The 19075-nt window shown below is 28.6% G+C and carries 16 protein-coding genes; 5 read left to right on the top strand and 11 right to left on the bottom strand.

Features of this window, described 5'->3' with window-relative positions; genetic code table 11:
* Window positions 1-18 precede the first annotated feature (18 nt).
* The 6 genes from DPIF8902391_RS10760 to DPIF8902391_RS10740 form a co-directional block, all read right to left on the bottom strand.
* The gene (locus DPIF8902391_RS10760) at window positions 19-867 is read right to left on the bottom strand and encodes a DUF7281 domain-containing protein (protein WP_172505823.1); all 849 of its coding nucleotides are present in this window, start codon (window positions 865-867) and stop codon (window positions 19-21) included.
* Between the two features lie 11 nt (window positions 868-878).
* Window positions 879-4613 carry an ATP-binding protein gene (locus tag DPIF8902391_RS10755; protein ID WP_172505822.1) on the bottom strand — a complete coding sequence of 1245 codons (3735 nt, stop codon included), beginning with the start codon at window positions 4611-4613 and terminating at the stop codon, window positions 879-881.
* Complete coding sequence (locus tag DPIF8902391_RS10750) at window positions 4597-5178, bottom strand: condensin complex protein MksE (RefSeq protein WP_172505821.1); 582 nt, start codon at window positions 5176-5178, stop codon at window positions 4597-4599. Before DPIF8902391_RS10750 ends, DPIF8902391_RS10755 begins: the two co-directional genes overlap by 17 nt.
* Before the next feature lie 45 nt (window positions 5179-5223).
* Window positions 5224-6294: a hypothetical protein gene (locus tag DPIF8902391_RS10745; RefSeq protein WP_242037278.1), complete on the bottom strand. Its 1071-nt coding sequence runs from the start codon at window positions 6292-6294 to the stop codon at window positions 5224-5226.
* Window positions 6287-6418 (bottom strand): hypothetical protein, encoded by a 132-nt coding sequence (locus tag DPIF8902391_RS12555; protein ID WP_262886455.1) that lies wholly within the window; start codon window positions 6416-6418, stop codon window positions 6287-6289. The genes DPIF8902391_RS10745 and DPIF8902391_RS12555 overlap by 8 nt, the downstream gene beginning before the upstream one ends.
* A 576-nt stretch (window positions 6419-6994) precedes the next feature.
* Window positions 6995-7354, bottom strand: a complete 360-nt coding sequence (locus DPIF8902391_RS10740; protein ID WP_101901602.1) for a hypothetical protein — start codon at window positions 7352-7354, stop codon at window positions 6995-6997.
* A 131-nt stretch (window positions 7355-7485) separates the two neighbouring features.
* Here DPIF8902391_RS10740 and DPIF8902391_RS10735 point away from each other — a divergent pair, with 131 nt between their 5' ends.
* Entirely contained in the window at window positions 7486-8163 is a 678-nt protein-coding gene (locus DPIF8902391_RS10735; protein ID WP_172505820.1) for a class I SAM-dependent methyltransferase, read from the top strand.
* A gap of 199 nt (window positions 8164-8362) precedes the next feature.
* Here DPIF8902391_RS10735 and DPIF8902391_RS10730 read toward each other — a convergent pair whose 3' ends face one another.
* The gene (locus DPIF8902391_RS10730; protein ID WP_172505819.1) at window positions 8363-9652 is read right to left on the bottom strand and encodes an exo-beta-N-acetylmuramidase NamZ family protein; all 1290 of its coding nucleotides are present in this window, start codon (window positions 9650-9652) and stop codon (window positions 8363-8365) included.
* Window positions 9653-9793: 141 nt separating this feature from the next.
* Here DPIF8902391_RS10730 and DPIF8902391_RS10725 point away from each other — a divergent pair, with 141 nt between their 5' ends.
* The 3 genes from DPIF8902391_RS10725 to DPIF8902391_RS10715 all read left to right on the top strand — a co-directional run bounded on the left by DPIF8902391_RS10725 (window position 9794) and on the right by DPIF8902391_RS10715 (window position 14281).
* Window positions 9794-11029, top strand: a complete 1236-nt coding sequence (locus tag DPIF8902391_RS10725; protein ID WP_172505818.1) for an ABC transporter permease — start codon at window positions 9794-9796, stop codon at window positions 11027-11029.
* 710 nt (window positions 11030-11739) lie between these two features.
* The gene (locus DPIF8902391_RS10720) at window positions 11740-12576 is read left to right on the top strand and encodes a hypothetical protein (protein WP_172505817.1); all 837 of its coding nucleotides are present in this window, start codon (window positions 11740-11742) and stop codon (window positions 12574-12576) included.
* Between the two features lie 346 nt (window positions 12577-12922).
* A complete protein-coding gene (locus tag DPIF8902391_RS10715) occupies window positions 12923-14281 on the top strand; it encodes a pyridoxal-phosphate dependent enzyme (RefSeq protein WP_172505816.1) in 1359 nt (452 codons plus the stop codon).
* A 257-nt stretch (window positions 14282-14538) separates the two neighbouring features.
* Here the strand turns inward: DPIF8902391_RS10715 and lipA are convergent, their stop codons facing one another.
* The 4 genes from lipA to DPIF8902391_RS10695 form a co-directional block, all read right to left on the bottom strand.
* A complete protein-coding gene (lipA, locus tag DPIF8902391_RS10710; protein ID WP_058885138.1) occupies window positions 14539-15408 on the bottom strand; it encodes a lipoyl synthase in 870 nt (289 codons plus the stop codon).
* Window positions 15409-15459: 51 nt separating this feature from the next.
* The gene (locus tag DPIF8902391_RS10705) at window positions 15460-16680 is read right to left on the bottom strand and encodes an Nramp family divalent metal transporter (RefSeq protein ID WP_172505815.1); all 1221 of its coding nucleotides are present in this window, start codon (window positions 16678-16680) and stop codon (window positions 15460-15462) included.
* A gap of 91 nt (window positions 16681-16771) precedes the next feature.
* Window positions 16772-17335: an RNA polymerase sigma factor gene (locus tag DPIF8902391_RS10700; RefSeq protein ID WP_058885136.1), complete on the bottom strand. Its 564-nt coding sequence runs from the start codon at window positions 17333-17335 to the stop codon at window positions 16772-16774.
* 101 nt (window positions 17336-17436) lie between these two features.
* On the bottom strand, window positions 17437-17643 hold the full coding sequence (locus DPIF8902391_RS10695) for a hypothetical protein (protein WP_058885135.1): 207 nt from the start codon (window positions 17641-17643) through the stop codon (window positions 17437-17439).
* Window positions 17644-17773: 130 nt separating this feature from the next.
* On the opposite strand from DPIF8902391_RS10695, the gene aqpZ reads away from it, so the two are divergent.
* On the top strand, window positions 17774-18460 hold the full coding sequence (aqpZ, locus tag DPIF8902391_RS10690; protein ID WP_058885134.1) for an aquaporin Z: 687 nt from the start codon (window positions 17774-17776) through the stop codon (window positions 18458-18460).
* Window positions 18461-19075 lie beyond the last annotated feature (615 nt).

The raw sequence follows: 19075 nt of genomic DNA, 5'->3' as shown, positions 1-19075 counted from the left end.
CGTTGTTGAGGTGTTTTTTTAAAAAATATAAAATTCTTGGTCTAAACCTTTTTTTTCGATATTAATAATTTGAATAAGTTTTAATAATTCATTTTCTTGAATATTTTTTATATCAAAATTTATTTTTTGAATATTATATCGTTCTCTATTTCCGTTTTCGTGTATTGCTTTTTGAATATTTTTAGGAATAAAAAATGTTGCTTTTTTAGTAAGATGTTTTTTATACTCATTGATATAAATTCCAATACCTGCAATATCAAAATCGCCAAAATGCAGGTAATTATTAGGAATAGATTGCATCCATTTTATAAAATCTTTGTTTTGATTTTGTGGATAGCGAGAAATAAAAAGTGGATTTATATCTTTAAATAAATATTTTTGCTCGTGAATATGTCTAAAATTTCTAGAATTTTCAACACCAATAATAATCGTGTTTTCAGGTATTTTAAAAGTTTCAAAATCAGAGATAAAAATAAAACTTCCAATTGTTGGATGTATAATGAATTCTTGATTATTTAATTCGGCTTTAATAGGCGTGTAACTATTGATTAAAAAACCTTTAAAAGCTCTTTCTTTTGAGTTTTTTGAATCCGCAGTAATTTTAACAAAAGCGGCACGAGTTGTATTTTCGTTTTCTGAAGCCGAAATATAATTTTCTAAATCATTAATTTCTAATTGATTTGAAATATAGGTGATTAATGCTTTTTCATTTTTAAGGTGTATTGTTTTCTGATGTTTTCCTTTTGTCCATAAAATATTTTCAGCAATTAAATCGGCGATTAATTTACTTTTAGCAGAACTTGCAGTCACTTTTTCACCAGCAATTAGCCGTATTAATATTTTTGCTGTTTTAAGAGCTAATTTCATTTTTTATATTATTAATTAAGAACTTTTGCGGTTACTTTTACTAATTGTGTAATTTTTGTGATGTATTTTTTACGGTCATTTTTTGATTGTTCTTTAGATAATCGATAGGTATATTTATAATTGGTAGCATTTTGGCTTGTTGGCGAGCCGTTAATTAACAAGATATTTCTTTGATTGGCAAAGCCTAAAATTCCTTTTATATTATTTGGATGTAATCGACCAATTTCGTCCATCATACAATGTAATTTAAAGTTTTCATCTTTTTTAGACGCATTGTTTTTAAAGACATTTAAAAGGGAAATATTAATCATTGCTTTTGCTAAAACATCGGTTCCTTCACTTCCTACGTTCGATAATTTTTCAACCCAACCAGAATCATTATCATTTTCAACAATTCTGAATTGTAAATCAAAAGATTCTGAAAGTGTTAAATTTGATTTTTTTGACTTATTGATTTCTTTGACTAATAGTTTTAATAAATCGATAGCTTTATTGTTTTTGTTTCCCGATTCGTTTGTTGTAAATAAATTTTCTATGCCTAATAAATCACTATTTTCATCATTAAAATTTTTGATTTCAATTAATAATTTTACAATAGGATTCGAACTTTCTTGAGTTCTCATTTCCATGTTTTTGATAGCTTCAACAAAGTTTTTAGTTCTAAAATCAGTATTTATTTTTCGGATAGTTTTTTCAATTTCGGCTTCTTTCGATATAATTTCTTTAGTATCTCTAGCGATTTGCTCAACAATACTGGCAAAGTGTTCATTCACTCGTTTTTCAAATTCTTTTATTTTATCTTCGTTTATAAATTCTTTTAATGTGATTGCAAAATCATAAAATTCAGCATCTTCATTAATATTTATTTTAAATTTAAAAATATTTTGTTCTTCAAAATTATCTGTAAATAAATTGATGTTTTGTTTTAAATCGTTAAGTTTCTGAATACTTCCGTAATATTTTTGAGTTAATTCTTCTATAATTAAAACGGCTGAAATACCTGTTTTAGAAGTGTTTGTTTCTGTACTATTTTCTTGATTTTCATTTAAAAAATAATCTTCGATAGTTAAAAAAATATCGGTTGTTTTAAAAGTATTGAATCTCTCTAAATCGGCATTAAATTCTTTTATTTTAGCATCAATAATTTGAACTTTTTCTTGTTGATGTTTAACTTTTTTATCGAATTTATGTTGTTCAATTTTTTGTTCTTTTACTAAAGAATCTTGTTTTTTTACAAAATCATTTTTGAATATTTTAAATTCAGGAACTTTATCAAAAAGTTCTCGTTTATCTTTTTGATATTCGATTACCGATGTTTCATTTTCTTTGATAAAAGTTAAATTATTTTCAATTTTCGATACTCTTTTTTCAATTTCTGATATTCTTTTATTGTCGGCTCCTTTGGTTTCTAATTCCGAATTTTGTTGTTTTTCAAGTTCTTTAATTCTGTTGTCGGAAGTTGTTTTTTCTTTTGAAATCGCATTTTTATATTTTTGAATAGCTGTATTTTTTATATTTTCAATGCTATCTATTTCAGTCTTTTTTTTATTTTTTTTGGTCGATATTTCACGGGTAATTCCTTTTTCGATACGTTCTAAATTTGTCGTAAACGTATCTTTTTCGCTATAAATTTTAGCTAAAGATTCTTCTTTTTCTTGGAGAATTTTTGTTTTTTCTGAAGTAGATTTTTCTATCCACTCATCTAGCGTAATTTTATTCGTTTTTAACTTTTGATTATTTTTAGAAATTAGGTATTCATTTTCTGAAATACAATCATTTAAAATACTTACTTTTTTTCTGAATTTTATTTTCAGTTTTTTTAAGTCGTTGTTTTTGTCTTCGTTAATTTTATTGATTTCATTTTGAATATCGGCATTTTTTTGTATTAAATTTTCTATTTCTTTTTGATATTCTTCAACTGTTTTAATGCGATTATCAATAGCATTTAAATTCAGTTCAATGCCAAAAAAATTAGTGTTATTTTTATCTAATTTCTTGGTTAATTCTAGTTTTTTGGGATTCAAATTGGTTTGAAAAAGTACATTTTTTTCATCAATGACTTTTCCAATCGTGTTTCTCCAATTAGGAATGCTATCATTTAGCCAACCATATAAAGACGATTTATTTTTTTTCAGATTATTTTGAATCTGTATAATTTCATTTGAATTATTTTGTTGATTTTCTTGTTTTTTTTCAAGAATATTTTTGACTTTTTCGTTAATTTTTGCCTCTTCTAATTCCCATTCTTTACGAACGATTTTTATTTCTTTATTAGCGTTAGAAATTTCAGTTTTAGCATCTGAAATTTCTTTTTTTAATGTAGTTTTTACGTTGTTACAATTTTTTATTTCATCGTCAAAGAAAATTTTATGTTTTAATTCGGCTTTTTTTCTTTTGATGTTATTTTCATTATCTATAAGAAATTTTAGTTCATTATTGTTTTTTGTAATTTCTTCTTGATTTGCTAATTTAATTTTAGCGATTACATCATTATAAAAAGTATCAATTGCCAATTTTTCATCTGAAAAGATACTTTTAGCTTTATTAATTTCGGCATTTTTATCATTTTCAAATTGGTTATATTGATTTTTATTTTGTGAAATTAAATTTTTATACTTTTCTGTTATTCCTGAAAATTGGGATGTTAAAAGTTGTTTTTCATTTATTTTGGCTTCTTTTTCATTTGTCAGCGTATCTTTTTGGGCAACTTTTTCAATTACGGTGTAAATATTTTGATTTTCGTATTTTATTAATTTTTGTTTGGCTTCTTTTATTTTTTGGTCAAGAACTTTTATGTCAGAAATTATATTTTGTTCTCTTTTTTTGTGTACATTTTTTAAATTTTCTTTTTTATCAGATAAAACACTTAGCGTATTTTTTTCGTTCGATACACTAACAGATAAATTAGGATTTTCATTTTTAATATATTGCAATCTATTGGCTAAATCGACGGTTAATTTTAGTGTATCTTTTTTTAAATAATTTAGCGTTTGATAGGTGTTAATAATTTTATCAGCTTGATTTCTAATCGTTATTTCACCTTTTCTATTTTTTTTAAACCAAAGATTAATATCCTTTATTTGGGTTTCAAAATCTTTTAAATGAGTTTTGGAATAATTTTCAATATCTATTTTAAATTCATTTTCGCTGATAGAACTAATAATCGTATCTTTAATATCTTTGGCTTCTAAATTAGCGTTTAGCAGTACGTTTTGTATGGTTCTAGGGATATTTTGATATTGTTTGCTATCCATCAAAGCATACTGTTTAAATTCAGAATTTAAACTTTTATTGTCGCCATATAATATTTTTCGATATTCCTCATAGCTCGATATTATTTTAGTGTAATGAATATCTTTCCCGAAATTACGTCTAATTCCTTCCCAATTTTCAGCTTTTCCATTTTGGTCGATAAAAAGTGTTCTTTTATATTCCGATTTAAAAAAACGAAACGCCACTTTTCCATTTACTTTATATGCTAAAATAGAAAAAGGAATGTGGTCTTTTATCACTTCATAAATAATGTAAGAGTTCTGATATTCAAAATAATAATCATCAAAACGTTTCTTTTTACTAGGGATTCCTAATTTATTTTTATTAGCATTATAGAAAAATAAAATAGCACGTAAAAGCGTACTTTTTCCAACTCCTTGCGTCCCTATTAAATGCACATTTCCGTTGAGTCCTATTTCTGCATATTTTACAGAAGCACTATTTATAAAAATTATTTTATTCAGGTATTTCATTTTCAGTTTCTTGAGGAATATTAATAGTATTGATAAGGTCTTTTAAATAGTGAAAAGAAGTAAGAACTTTGTAAGTTTCTGTCAATTCATTTTCGAGACTTATATAGTTATCTTTTACTAATTTGTCGATTATTTTTTTAATGCTATCCAGTGTTTTTATTTCCTTGTTTTCCTTACCGATTCCTTTTAAGTTTTTTAATTTATTTTTTAAATCGGCGTTATTTTTTAATTGACTATCAATTTCTGATGCTGTAAATCGAACACCGACATCAAAAGAAGAATCGTAGGTTTTAAAGAAATCTAAAATATCAATCCATTCAAAGGCTTTGTTTATTTTTCGTTCTAAATCTATGTTTTTTTCACGAGGACGACTAAAATAAAAATAGTCATCGCCTTGTTCTAAAATGTAATTTATAGGATAAAAATAGTCGTATAATTGCTCAAAAGTTTCTTCATCGTCTAAAGTTTTATACAATGTTTTTATTTTTTCATTCGGGCTATTCGAACTTATAAAGTGTCCTTTTCTTAGTGTTTCAAAAATAGTAGCGGTGTGTTTTGATAGCATTTTTTAGTCTTTTTTTAAATCTTTTTTTTGAATTTTTATTTTTCTTTATTTCGGATAAATTAAAGCATATTCAATCCCATTATTTTGTTGATATTCATTTTCGAATTTTAACTCTAATTCAAATTGTGAGGCTACTTGACAAAAAATAGTAACACGCTCGTTAAAATTAACTTCTTTTAAAAAATCGTAATTAAGAATGAAATTAAAAAGATTATCGCTTGTTCCTACAAATTCATTTCGTATTTCTTCTAAATTTATCATCACTTCTTGTTCGATACTATTTTCTAAATATTCATCAGAAATACTATCGGCAATTAGCGGTTTATAATGTAGTTTATCGAGGTTTTTGGATGCAATTTTTTTAATAATCGTAAAAGCATTTTCATCATCTCTTAAAAAATCAATAGATAAATTTAATGGTTCTGCAATACGTTTTTCAAAAATCACATCATTTTTAAGCGATAGAATTTTTTTAATATCGGTTTCCGATTTAATTCGAAATTGGTCTTTTAAATATTTAACTTTTCGTAATTTTTCTAAAAACTCGCCTTGATGTTTTATTTGATTTAGATAATTAATGAGCTGTTTTTGAATAGCAATAAGATTGTGAGCACAGTCACTTAAATTATATTTTAAATCGATAAGAATCCGATTTAATTCCTCGTCTTTTGCTTGTTCAAAAAACGTAAGTTCTTCGGTATTTATTAAGCTTAATGTTTTGTCAATTAATTTTTTAACAGCATTTCTTTTTTCATCGAGGCTTTTTAATTTTAATTTTTTGACTTTATAATTAGGCTCATTTTTAAAGGTGTTTTCGATATTTCGTCGTATATCGATTACATTTCGTAGCGTGATATTGCCTATTTTACGAAATGTTTTTTTGATGAATTTTAGATGATTGTTTTTTTGTTTTTCATTATTTACTTCAAGATAATAAATTATTCGTTCTTTTATTTCCCTGATGTTTTCATCAATAAAAGAAACATTTATTTCTTCATTAACTTCTAGTATTTTTTCAAAAAAATCAAGAAATACATCATCTATTTCTAAACAATTATCATTCTCTCGAAGCACCGATAATTCTAAAAGTGAGTTAATTTTCGATTCATCATTCAACAATATCTAAAGCGTAACTTTTTTTATAATGAAGCAATTTTCGTTTGCTAAACATTTCAGAAAGTAATTTCTCTTCTCGATAAAGAATAGATACTAATTCTTTTATATTCTTAAAAGTATTCATAAACCAATTTTTTTTCAGCAATTTAAACATCACCAAATTCCATATTTGGCGATGTTCTATCAACATACAAAAATAAATATTAAACACTTAAAGTAGATTCATTTTAAACCAAATTATCATGATGTTGAAATAAATCTTATTTAATATTATGTAGTTTGATATAAATTAAAGATAAACAAGAAAAAAGGGATAATCCAAATACTAATATTTTGTTTTTTTTTAATTAAAAAAAATATCGAAAATAGAAGTATTAAAAAAGTATTTATTATTAAAAAAAAGAATGTTTCTATAGATATCATAGCATGAGGATGTACAAGAGGAGTATCAAAAATATAATATAAAACGAAACATAGTAGTTGTATAATAGAAAAAGCTACGGGGATTTTATTTTTATTTAATAGCATTGGTTTTTGGATATATTATTTTGATAATTTTAGTTTTAATTTTCTGAACATCTGTAAATTAAAGATAAATAAGTAAAATGATTATTTATCTAATTTTATCAAAATCAGATATATCTATATTTTCGTTCATCAATATTTTATGTATATTTTTAAATAAAATGATTTAATAAAGTTACTTCAATTTATTAATCAAAGTAGGAAATTTCTTATAAACATAAATATGTTTAGATGTTTTTCTATCGTAACCACCTTTTAGGTCTTTATCCAATAAACCTTTATTGTGAAAATGAGTTTCTAACGCCAATGATAGTCGAACAGATTTCATATTCCATGTTTTCCAATACAGACATTGTATATTATTCTTGTTTTTGTGTTCTCTTTTTCGTCTGCTAGGATCATTGGTAATTCCTACGTACCATCTTGCGTTTTTTGTAATTAAAAAAGAATTTTTACGCATCCATTTTTTAATTTCTTTTTGAACTTTATTGTAAGTTTTGGTTTTACTTGCGGATGCTATATTTGCGTCTTTCATTTATTTGAATAAATAATTTTTATAATTTTAAAAGAGGATAAAGATACAATTCTATTATTTTCTATTATTTTTGAAGCTTAATTTATCCTCAATAATAATCGCTTTAATTCATTATCAATAATAATCTATAAATGAATAATTTAACGACAAATCCTAAACCTTCAAAAACCCCATGGCCAACAAAAGAGGCAATGCAACAGGTTTATGAACTAAATTTATGGGGAAATAACAACAGCGCTTTTTATTCGGGAGCGGGTTCACATCAAGCGGAAATTGTAACGCCTTATTTATCGGTGGTAAGTTCATTTTTAACCTCTTTTAAAACGCCTTTAACCGTTTGCGATTTAGGCTGTGGCGATTTCAATATCGGAAAAGAATTAGTAACACACACAAAGCAATATATTGCGGCAGATATTGTGCCAGAACTCATAACATATAACACCGAAAAATTCAAAAACCCGAATTTAACTTTTCAAACCTTAGATATCGCAAAAGATACCTTACCAACTGCCGATTGCGTAATTTTAAGGCAAGTTTTACAACATTTATCGAACAATGAAGTACAAGAAGTGCTAGCTAAATTAAGTAATTATAAATACGTTATTTTAACAGAACATTTGCCAAGTGCAGAATTTATTCCAAATAAAGATATTATTTCAGGGCAGGGAATTAGGATAAAAAAGAAAAGCGGATTAGCTATTTTAAAAGCTCCTTTTAATTTTCAAGTGAAAGAGGAAAAAGAGCTTTTATCAGTTGTTTTAGAAGATAAAAAAGGCATAATTATAACCACACTTTATACTGTTTTTTAAGTGATTTTTATGCTTTTATTTTGTGTCGTCATGCTGAATTTATTTCAGCATCGCATCAGAGTATCAGAGTAGAACTACGGCAAATCAGGATGAGAATCTGAAATAAATTCATATTGACAGGTTCGATTTGATACTCTTTTTAACAAGGGGTTTCAACCCCTTGCTTTTATCCTTGCCATTCTTAGTTTAATTTTAAAAGCTATTTATAAATCAAATATTTCGCTCTAATTTTTTTGAATTCTGATAACTCTTTTTGCCATGAATTTTTAATCTCTTTTTCTGATAAACCTTGTTGAATTTGTTGCTGTAACTTTTTTGTTCCAGCAAGTTTGGTAAAAAACACGGTAAAAAAAGATTTTTTAGGCGATTCTTTATAGGCTTTTAGTAGCCAAGACAAGTTTAAGCCCGAAAGTTTATCGCTTTTTTGCAAGTTTTCACCATAGCATAACTTCCCTTTATACTTTGGGTATTTTGAACCATCGTTGGCTTTTGGGGTAAAACTAAAAGGCGTTTTTTTCAAATAAGGCGCACCATAAATTTGAAACTGCTTGTTAGTTCCTCTACCTGCCGAAACTGTTGTTCCTTCAAAAAAACAAAGGCTAGGGTATAGGTTTATAGAAATTTCATTGGGTAAATTAGGCGATGGTTTTATCGGTAAATTATAACTTGTATTATGCGTATAATTTTCTAAAGGAATTACGGTTAAATCACATTTCAGACTAGATTTTACATTTCCTGAAGTGTTTTTAAGCCATTTTTCGCCATTTATCATTTTTCCATACTCGCCGATAGTCATTCCATAAACCACGGGAACAGGGTGCATTCCTACAAAACTTGTATGCGCCATTTGCAAAACAGGACCATCAATATAATGAGCGTTAGGGTTGGGTCTATCTAAAATAATTACAGGGATATTTGCCTGGGCACAGGCTTCCATCACATAATGCAACGACGATATATAGGTGTAAAAACGAGCACCAACATCTTGAATATCAAAAATCACAGCATCGATATTTTTTAATTGCGCTTGCGAGGGCTTTTTATTTTTTCCGTACAACGAAATAATCGGTAATTGCGTTTTAGTATCAACGCCATCAATAACCGTTTCGCCAGCATCTGCTTTACCACGAAAACCATGTTCGGGTGCAAAAACTTTTTGCACGTTGATGTTTTTATAACCGTGTAAATAATCAACTAAATGATATTGTACTGTTTTTAAACCCATTGTATTAGGCGCTACTTCGGCACGTTGTAAAACATTTAAAACAGAAGTTTGATTGGCTACAATAGCGATATTTTTTCCTTTTAATTTATGTAGATATAAATTGGTTCTATCAGCGCCAATTTTTAAAGGAAGTGTTGTTTTTGTAGGGGTTGTAGTTGCTATTGCTACCTTTTTAGGCATTGATTTCTGTTGCTGAGCGCAAGAAGAAAATTGAAAACTAAAACAGATTAATAATAATAAAAAGTAACTAAAATTGTTTTTCATGTAAATATCTTTAAAAAAGATAAAATTACTACTTAAAAATCTTTTACGAATAAAAACCACGAAAAATTTAATTGCTACTAAGCATCGCCTAAAATTAAGCAATAATTAAGTACTTTTGAATCTGAAAAAAACATATAACTTTTGAATTTCGAATTATTTATCGCCAAACGAATTATTGCAGGAAAAGAACGTGAAAGCAGTATTTCATCGCCTATTATTAAAATTGCGACTATTGCCATTGCTTTAGGTATTGTAATTATGTTAATTTCCGTAGCAATCGCATCAGGTTTTCAGAAAAAAATCAGCGATAAAATGACGGGCTTTAAAGGGCATATTCAAATTGTAAATTACGATACCAATAACTCAGATATTTCTACCGTACCGATTTCTAAAACCCAAGATTTTTATCCGAAGTTTACAAATATTCAAGGCATTAAAAACGTGCAAGTTTTTGCCAATATCGGCGGAATTATAAGAACCCCAACCGATTTTGAAGCTATTGTTTTTAAAGGCGTTTCTTCCGATTATGATTTTTCATTTTTCAAAGAATATTTAGTCGAAGGACGCTTGCCAAATTTTGAGTTGCCTCGAAACAAAGAAATACTAATTTCTCAGGCAATTGCCAGCAGGTTAAATTTGAAATTAAACGACACCATTCAAACCCTTTTTAGCGCTACCAAAAGCAAGCTAAAATATAAAATGCGAAAGCCAATTATTGTAGGGATTTACAATACAGGTTTCGCCCAATTTGATAAAACCATGCTACTTGGCGATATCCGAGAAGTTCAACAAATTAACCGCTGGACAGCCGATCAAATTGGCGGTTTTGAAGTTTTAATTGATAATTTTGAGGAGTTAACCCAAAAAGGAAACGAGATTTATAGCAACATCGGATCTACCTTAAACAGTATGACGATTGTAGAAAATTACCCATTAATTTTTGATTGGATTAAACTTTTTGATAATAATGTATGGTTTATCATTGGAATTATGATTTTAATAGCCGGAATTAATATGATAACCGCCTTGCTGGTTTTAATATTAGAGCGTGTACAAATGGTCGGGATTTTAAAAGCCTTAGGAAGCAGTAATTGGAGCATTCAAAAAATATTTTTATACAACGCCTCTTATTTAATTTTAAAAGGACTTTTTTGGGGTAATTTAATAGGAATATCGCTGTTATTAATTCAAAAATACTTTAAAATAATCGAGCTAAACCCCGCAACCTATGCAGTGGCAACCGTACCTGTTGATATCAGTATTTTAGCGATTATTACACTAAGTTTAGGAACGTTATTTTTATGTTTTTTAATGCTGATAATCCCTTCATATATTATCACAAAAATAGCCCCATCAAAAGCCATAAAATTTGCGTAGATAATTATTTTCATACTTTTTTTTTGGAGCTATTTCCCGCTTTCCGCACTCGCTTTTTTTGAAGAAAAATCAAAAAAGAGCTCAAACAAATGCTACAATCGGGGCTAGGGATTTTTAGGTAATTTACAGCTATTAGTTTCCTTGTGAAAATCAATCAAAATACTGCTTGTTTTAGGTTTTTTTAGTAAAAAATAGTATCGAGAATTTGTAAAGTCAATTAAAATTCTCGATACTATTTCAATTCCTTTTAGTCATTAAAATCACTCAAATTGACAAAGAGTAATCAAAAAAACTTAAAAACTACAGCAAATCAGAATGAGAAGCTGAACTAAATTCAGGTTGACAGTTTCGATTTCTTATTTTTCTGTTATAAAACTTTTTTAGATGAAATTTAAAACAATCTCTTAATCGATTATTGTAGTTAATTCCTAAAAAAGCTTTTAATTAAGGTAGGTGGTTAATAACACAAGAGAGTTATAATTAAAAAAACGTATATTTGTAATATGATTAATTCAAACAGAACAAAAGGTTTTTGGTTTTCTAGTACACCTGTCACAAGTGAAAAAGGTAGTAAAGTAATCAGTAATACTAATCAATCTGAAATTTTAATAAAAGCTATCAGAGAAACTAGACACTCTAAAGTCAGTGGTTCTACACAACGAAAAGTAGGGTTTTCACCAGAATTTGTATCAATGTTAAAAAGATAATAAGTGAATATTGCCGTTTCAACTCTATTAATTTTAATTTTAATTCTACCAGGTATTGTTTTAAGGAAGTTTTATTATTCTGAAGAATTTTCAAGTCAATATACTTCTAAAAATTTATTTGAATTAATATTATCTTCTTTTATACCTAGTCTTTTTATACCTAGTCTTTTTATACATGGAATTAGTATCATTATTGTAGGGTTTTTTAATTACAAAATAGAATTCCAAATTCTGGGTCAATTATTAAGTTCTAGAAATTATCCAAAAGAAGCTTATGAGAATATTGACTTAAATATATTAAATATATTCGTATATTTAATAATTTCAATATTAATATCGAGCATCTTAGGGTATATTTCTAAAAAAATAATTCGAAAAAACTTATTAGATTCTAAATTTAAAATATTTAGATTTCAAAATTCTTGGCATTATATTATAACAGGTGAATTTTTTAATTTTAAACGAGCTTCTTACGACTTACCTAAAGATAAAATTAAATCGATTGATTTTACTCATGTAGATGTACTTGTCGAAACTCAAGAAGGGACAATAATATATGATGGTTTTTTAGTTGATTATGAACTATCTAATAAAAATGATTTAAAATATATAACGTTAAAAAATGTTCAGAGAAGATACCTAAACGCCTCTTCAATCAATGAAGGTAATAACCCAGAATCATTATCAGAGAATGACGGTACAATAAATCAAAACAATCCATATTATCAAATACCTGGTCATATTTTAGTTATTCCTTATGAAAAAATTATTAATATAAATTTTTCATATTATAGGTTTATAGAAATAGACAACGGAATAGGTTTTGAATTAGTAAATTAAAATAACCCCCGCTAGCGCCAAGCATCTTGCTTGTGCCAAGTATGATTCGGTTTAACAGATGCAAAAATATAAATCCTCGATTCCCCGCTATTTTTTAACTAGTGGCGTATATAAGCAAGCGATAACAATAGTAAAAATATAAAGTCATAACCGTAAAATGGTATGGCTTTTTTTAATTTTAAGAATAAGCGACTGCTTTTAGTATGATGGATAACCTGAGGCGTTAAAAACAGAAAATATAGTAATTATATGATGATTTCTCTTGCTATTAATAACAAATACTAAACAAATAGGATACTTGTAAAACGTTTAAAAAAAATTACCTTTGCCTTTGTAAAACGAAGAAATGAAATACGCAAAAAATATTTTAGAAACTATTGGAAACACGCCATTAGTTCAGTTAAATTCTGTAACCAAAGAAATCGATGCTTTAGTTTTAGCCAAAGTAGAAACCTTTAACCCAGGGAACTCTATTAAAGATAGAATGGCAGTAAAAATGATTGAAGATGCTGAGGCAGACGGTCGTTTAAAACCAGGAGGAACTATTATTGAAGGAACTTCAGGAAATACAGGAATGGGATTGGCTTTAGCGGCAATTATAAAAGGCTACAAATGTATTTTTGTACTTTCTGATAAGCAGTCTAAAGAAAAAATGGATATTTTACGTGCCGTTGGCGCACAGGTTATTGTTTGCCCAACAAATGTAGAACCAGAAGACCCTCGTTCATATTATTCAGTTTCTAAGCGATTAGGAGCAGAAACACCAAACTCATGGTATGTAAACCAATATGATAATCCATCGAATGCTTTAACACATTACGAGCAAACAGGTCCTGAAATTTGGGAACAAACTGATGGTAAAATTACACATTTAGTAGTTGGAGTAGGAACAGGAGGAACTATTTCAGGAACATCAAAGTATTTAAAAGAGCAAAACCCGAATATAAAAGTTTGGGGAATTGATACCTACGGTTCTGTGTTTAAAAAATACCACGAAACAGGTGTTTTTGATGAAAATGAAATTTATCCATATATCACCGAAGGAATTGGAGAAGATATTTTACCTAAAAACGTAGATTTTTCTGTAATCGATGGTTTTACCAAAGTTACCGATAAAGATGCAGCCGTTTATACCCGTAAAATAGCCAAAGAAGAAGGGATTTTTGTTGGGAATTCAGCAGGATCGGCAATAAAAGGAATGTTACAATTAAAAGAACATTTCAAAAAAGACGATGTAGTAGTTGTTATTTTTCATGACCACGGAAGTAGATACGTAGGGAAAATGTTTAATGACGATTGGATGCGTGAACGTGGTTATTTAGATAAAGAAGTAACTACCGCTGAAGATTTAATTAAAGGACACCTTGATAAAGCTTTAGTAAGCGTTCAAACTGAAGAATTAGTGTCGCATGCTATTGAAAGAATGCGTGCATTTAAAATTTCACAAATCCCGGTAAGAGATGCCAATGGTTTTGTAGGTTCTATTGACGAAGCAGATTTATTACACCGTTATATTGCCGATAAAAACATTGCCGATACGCCAATAAAAGATATAATGGGCGCTATGTATCCTATGGTAAAGTTAGACGCTTCAATTGATGCTGTATCTAAGTTAATTACAAAAGAAAATCAAGCAGTTTTAGTTGATTTAGGAAATGGAAAACACCATATTATTACCAAGTACGATATTATAAGTGCTATTTAATATTTTTTATTTAAAAGTATTTTATATAAAGTAAAAATAATTAAAAAGCCCACTCATAAGAGTGGGCTTTTTTAAATTAATTCAAATAATTTAAATTATGAAAAACAGTTTACAAAGTTGTTTTAAAGCATTTATTAACTAAAGGCACTGCAAAATTAAAACTTAAACAGTTGGTGTTGCTTAAAAATAAATTATTTGACATTTTTTTAACGCTATCGCCTTATTTAAGGAGCTAAAACGTTAAGAAGTTCTTAATATTATTGTGCATGTTTATGCGCTTTGTAAGACGAACGCACTAAAGCGCCACTTTCTACATACATAAAGCCCATTTCTAAACCTAAAGTTTCATATTTTTTAAATTGATCGGGGGTAATAAATTGCTTAACAGGTAAGTGTTTTTTACTAGGCTGTAAATACTGACCAATAGTAATAATATCTAAACCAACAGCACGTAAATCTTTCATGGTTTGAATAACTTCCTCTTCCTTTTCGCCTAAACCAAGCATAATACCCGATTTTGTACGCATTCCCTTTTCTTTTAAGTATTTTAATACGCCTAAACTTCGGTCATATTTTGCTTGAATACGAACTTCACGGGTTAATCTACGAACGGTTTCTACATTATGAGAAACTACTTCAGGAGCAACTTCAATAATTCGATCAATTAGTTTTTCGTTTCCTTGAAAATCGGGAAGTAATGTTTCAATGGTTGTTTTAGGATTTGCTCTACGCACTGCATTTACAGTTTCTGCCCAAATAATAGAACCACCGTCTTTTAAGTCATCTCTATCTACTGATGTTAAAACGGCATGTTTAATACCCATTAATTTAATAGAGCGCGCTACTTTTTCAGGTTCATCCCATTCTACGGTTTCTGGCCTTCCTGTTTTTACTCCGCAAAAACCACATGAACGGGTACAAATATTTCCTAAAATCATAAAGGTAGCCGTTCCTTCCCCCCAACATTCTCCCATGTTTGGGCAGCTTCCACTGGTACAAATGGTATTTAATTTATATTTGTCTACTAAACCTCGTAAGTCGGTATATTTTTTTCCAACAGGAAGCTTTACACGCAACCATTTTGGTTTTTTTACTCTTTCTGGTACTATTACTGATTCGTTTGCCATTTCAATAAAAATTCGATAAAAAATTGAATAGCAAATTTACAAAGAAAACTGTTATAAATTGATTAAAAACCAAAGACTAAATCCGATTAAAAAAATAATACCAGCAATACTTAATATTCGTAAAGGTAATTTTGGTTGATTTTTTTTAGGCGTATGTTTTCCTGTTATCAATACATAATTTAAAATAGCATAAAATGGAGCTGTTAAAAACGATAAAACAGTGGCTATTTTAACTAAAAATCCCATATCAGTTAAAAAATAGTTTAGAATAATAAAAGTACCAATGGCTAAAAAAAGTATCCAAAAAGAATAATTTAGCCTATTTTTTTTAACAAATAATAAATTAGAAGCCTTGGTCATTGCTCTTGGAGAAGCATCTAAAGTAGTTAAAGCGGTGCTAAACATGGTGGTAAATGCGGCTATTCCTATAAATAAATAAGAAAAATCACCTAAATTTTCGGTGTATAAATTGATTAATTGCTGAGCAAAACGACTTCCTTTATTTGAAAAAGATTCTCCTGATTGATGCATTACCAATGCGCCAAGTACCACAAAACAAACCCCTAAAAAGAAGGTTGCTATGTAGCCAACATTAAAATCAAAAACAGCATATTTGGGTTTTATTTGTTCGAAGGTGGTTTTACTTTTTTCTACAGACCAGAGAGAGTGCCAAATAGAAACATCTAAAGGCGCAGGCATCCATCCTAAAAAAGCAATTAAAAAGGTAATTTGTGCAGTTCCACTAGGTAGTATTTGCTGAAAATTAAATCCTTTTTTGGTGCTAAAAAGCGCTACTATTACCGCTATAATGGTACTTATTGTTAAAATAATGATGAGGTATTTCATCAAGTTATCAAGTAATTTATACTTTCCGAAGCTTAAAAGCACAATACTAATACCTAAAATAATAACAGCCCAAATAACCAAATTATTTGTAAACCCAAAAATACTAGACGCCAAGCTCGCTGTAACAATCGTTACTGCTGCTTGAATGGTAAACATGGTTGCAAAATTTAAAATAAAATAAGCAATTAATACCCCTTTGCCTAATTTTTTATAGCCGTCTAATAGCGTTTCGCCAGTAGCTGCAGCATACCGAGGACCAAATTGGAAGAAAGGGTATTTAAAAAAGGATACAATTAATAAAGCCCAAAGCAGCCCAAAGCCAAAATCGGCACCCGCTTTTGTAGCCTGTACTAAATGAGATACGCCTATTGCTGCACCAGCAAATAACAAGCCAGGACCAAGTATTTTTGATAGTGATTTTTTCATAAAAAGGGGAGCTGAAAAAAAGTTTAAAATAAAAGCTGTCTTTTAAATTTCAAGGTAATACGTTGATTTTTAAAACTAAAAGTAGGGTAAGTTAAGGTTTTTTGATTATTTCAGCTAATAATTTTTTAGCTCTTAATAATTTAATTTTAACATTATTCATCGGTTCTCCAATTTTATCTGAAATCTCTTTATAGCTTAATTCTTGAAAAAACCGCAAATTAATAATTTCCTGATATTTTGGTTTTAATTTCTTAATATCTCTTAAAAGTTTGGCTAAGTTTTGTTCGGTAATAAGCGTGTCTTCAGCCGATGGTGTGTTGTCTATAATTCTAAAAGCGGCTTCCTGTTGTTCCTTGGAAGTATTTAATAAAAAAGCGCTATTTTTTTTTCTTAAAGAATCAATATACACATTTTTCGAAATGGTAATTAGCCATGTTTTAAATTGATACTCATCATTAAAAGTATCAATTTTATCAAAAGCTTTAGAAAATGTTCGAATGGTAATATCTTCAGCATCATTATCATTTTTTATTCTCGATAATTGATAACTATATACATTTCCCCAAAAAGTATCTAGTAAAAAATTAAAAGAAGCTTGATTTCCTTTTTTAGCTAGCTCAATATGTTGAAGTACTTTTTCTTTAGGTATTTCCAAGAGGTGTGTTTAAAGTGCAAATATAGCAATAAAAAATAACGCTACTAAAAATAGGCAGTTTTTACCACCTATTATAAGAAAAAATGTTTTGCTTGCTGTGTTTAGTTTTGGTGTTCAGTATCATTACAAGAGTCAAATTGATCTGGCGTTTTACCACAAAAACCACAAGATTCACCACTTTCATTTAAAACAGGATTTTGACTAGCACAAGTCCCTGCAAATTCACCGTCTTTTTTTGCCCAAATTTTTATAGCAATCCCTGCAAAAGCAATAGCCAATAATCCGATGGTAATAAAAACTAATTTCATAATATTAAATTTTGTAGTGCAAAGATACGAACTTCCTTTTTTAGAGAATTATTTTATTGTAAATTTATGGCTGTGACTTTTCATTTTTTTGAGGGTCATAAAAATAATTATTTAATTTAAACTTTAATATATGAAAAAGTATTTAGCAGAATCATTTGGAACATTTTGGTTGGTTTTTGGAGGTTGTGGTAGCGCCATTTTTGCTGCTGGTTTCCCTGAATTAGGTATTGGTTTTATGGGCGTATCTTTAGCCTTTGGTTTAACCGTTTTAACCATGGCGTATGCAGTTGGGCATATTTCTGGAGGGCATTTTAACCCTGCGGTATCATTAGGTTTATGGGCAGGAGGGAAGTTTTCTGCAAAAGAATTAGTACCTTATATTGTTTCTCAATTAGTAGGTGCAATTTTAGCTGCGGCTGCGTTATTTTTAATTGTATCAGGAAAATCAGGTTTTGAATCTATCGGCGGTTTTGCTGCTAACGGATATGGCGAATTATCGCCAGCAGGTTATAATATGACATCGGCTTTTGTTGCTGAATTTTTATTAACCATGTTTTTCTTGTTGATAATTCTAGGAAGTACCAACGACAGAGCGCCTAAAGGTTTTGCTCCAATCGCTATTGGTTTAGGCTTAACGTTAATCCATTTAATCAGTATTCCAATCACTAATACTTCGGTAAATCCTGCACGTTCTATGAGTCAGGCTTTATTTGCAGGAGGCGGTTATTTAGCACAATCGTGGTTGTTTTGGGTTGCACCTATAGCAGGAGCAATTGTTGCAGGATTTATTCATAAAGCATTATTTGACAAAGCGTAAAAACGTTCTATTTCTATACAAAAAGCACCTTTTTTAGGTGTTTTTTTTGGTTTTAAAGTATTTTAAAAGTTTTTTTTGAAGCAATTTCCCGCTTTCCGCACTCGCTTTTTTTGTTTGAAAAAAACAAAAAAGAGCTCAAACAAATGCTTCAATCGGGGCTAGGCATTTGTGCATCAAACTTTATTTTTCAACTAAAATTGAATAATCCTGTTCAAAAATCAAGAACGGTCAGTTCGAGTGTTTTTTCCTTCAAAAAAATGTATCGAGAACTTTTTTAGTATCAAAAGAAAACAATTCAAATTCTCGATACTATTTTAATTCTTTTCAGTCATTAAAATCACTCGAATTGACAAGGATCATCAAAAAAAAACGGTTAGTTCGAGTGTTTTTTTCCTTCAAAAAAATGTATCGAGAACTTTTTTAGTATCAACAGAAAACAATTCAAATTCTCGATACTATTCTAATTCCTTTCAGTCATTAAAATCACTCGAATTGACTAGGGTTATCAAAAAAAACGGTCAGTTCGAGTGTTTTTTTCTTTCAAAAAATGTATTGAGAACTTTTTTAGTATCAAAAGAAAACAATTCAAATTCTCGATACAATTTTAATTCCTTT

The organism is Tenacibaculum finnmarkense genomovar ulcerans (genome assembly GCF_900239495.1).
GTDB lineage: Bacteria > Bacteroidota > Bacteroidia > Flavobacteriales > Flavobacteriaceae > Polaribacter > Polaribacter ulcerans.
This window is presented reverse-complemented; position numbering and strand designations above follow the sequence as displayed.

What these genes read in the sequence shown, in the direction of transcription:
- DPIF8902391_RS10760 (WP_172505823.1), bottom strand. Translation starts at nt 867, where the DNA reads ATGAAATTAGCTCTTAAAACAGCAAAAATATTAATACGGCTAATTGCT.
- DPIF8902391_RS10755 (WP_172505822.1), bottom strand. Translation starts at nt 4,613, where the DNA reads ATGAAATACCTGAATAAAATAATTTTTATAAATAGTGCTTCTGTAAAA.
- DPIF8902391_RS10750 (WP_172505821.1), bottom strand. Translation starts at nt 5,178, where the DNA reads ATGCTATCAAAACACACCGCTACTATTTTTGAAACACTAAGAAAAGGA.
- DPIF8902391_RS12555 (WP_262886455.1), bottom strand. Translation starts at nt 6,418, where the DNA reads ATGAATACTTTTAAGAATATAAAAGAATTAGTATCTATTCTTTATCGA.
- DPIF8902391_RS10740 (WP_101901602.1), bottom strand. Translation starts at nt 7,354, where the DNA reads ATGAAAGACGCAAATATAGCATCCGCAAGTAAAACCAAAACTTACAAT.
- DPIF8902391_RS10735 (WP_172505820.1), top strand. Translation starts at nt 7,486, where the DNA reads ATGAATAATTTAACGACAAATCCTAAACCTTCAAAAACCCCATGGCCA.
- DPIF8902391_RS10730 (WP_172505819.1), bottom strand. Translation starts at nt 9,652, where the DNA reads ATGAAAAACAATTTTAGTTACTTTTTATTATTATTAATCTGTTTTAGT.
- DPIF8902391_RS10715 (WP_172505816.1), top strand. Translation starts at nt 12,923, where the DNA reads ATGAAATACGCAAAAAATATTTTAGAAACTATTGGAAACACGCCATTA.
- lipA (WP_058885138.1), bottom strand. Translation starts at nt 15,408, where the DNA reads ATGGCAAACGAATCAGTAATAGTACCAGAAAGAGTAAAAAAACCAAAA.
- DPIF8902391_RS10705 (WP_172505815.1), bottom strand. Translation starts at nt 16,680, where the DNA reads ATGAAAAAATCACTATCAAAAATACTTGGTCCTGGCTTGTTATTTGCT.
- DPIF8902391_RS10695 (WP_058885135.1), bottom strand. Translation starts at nt 17,643, where the DNA reads ATGAAATTAGTTTTTATTACCATCGGATTATTGGCTATTGCTTTTGCA.
- aqpZ (WP_058885134.1), top strand. Translation starts at nt 17,774, where the DNA reads ATGAAAAAGTATTTAGCAGAATCATTTGGAACATTTTGGTTGGTTTTT.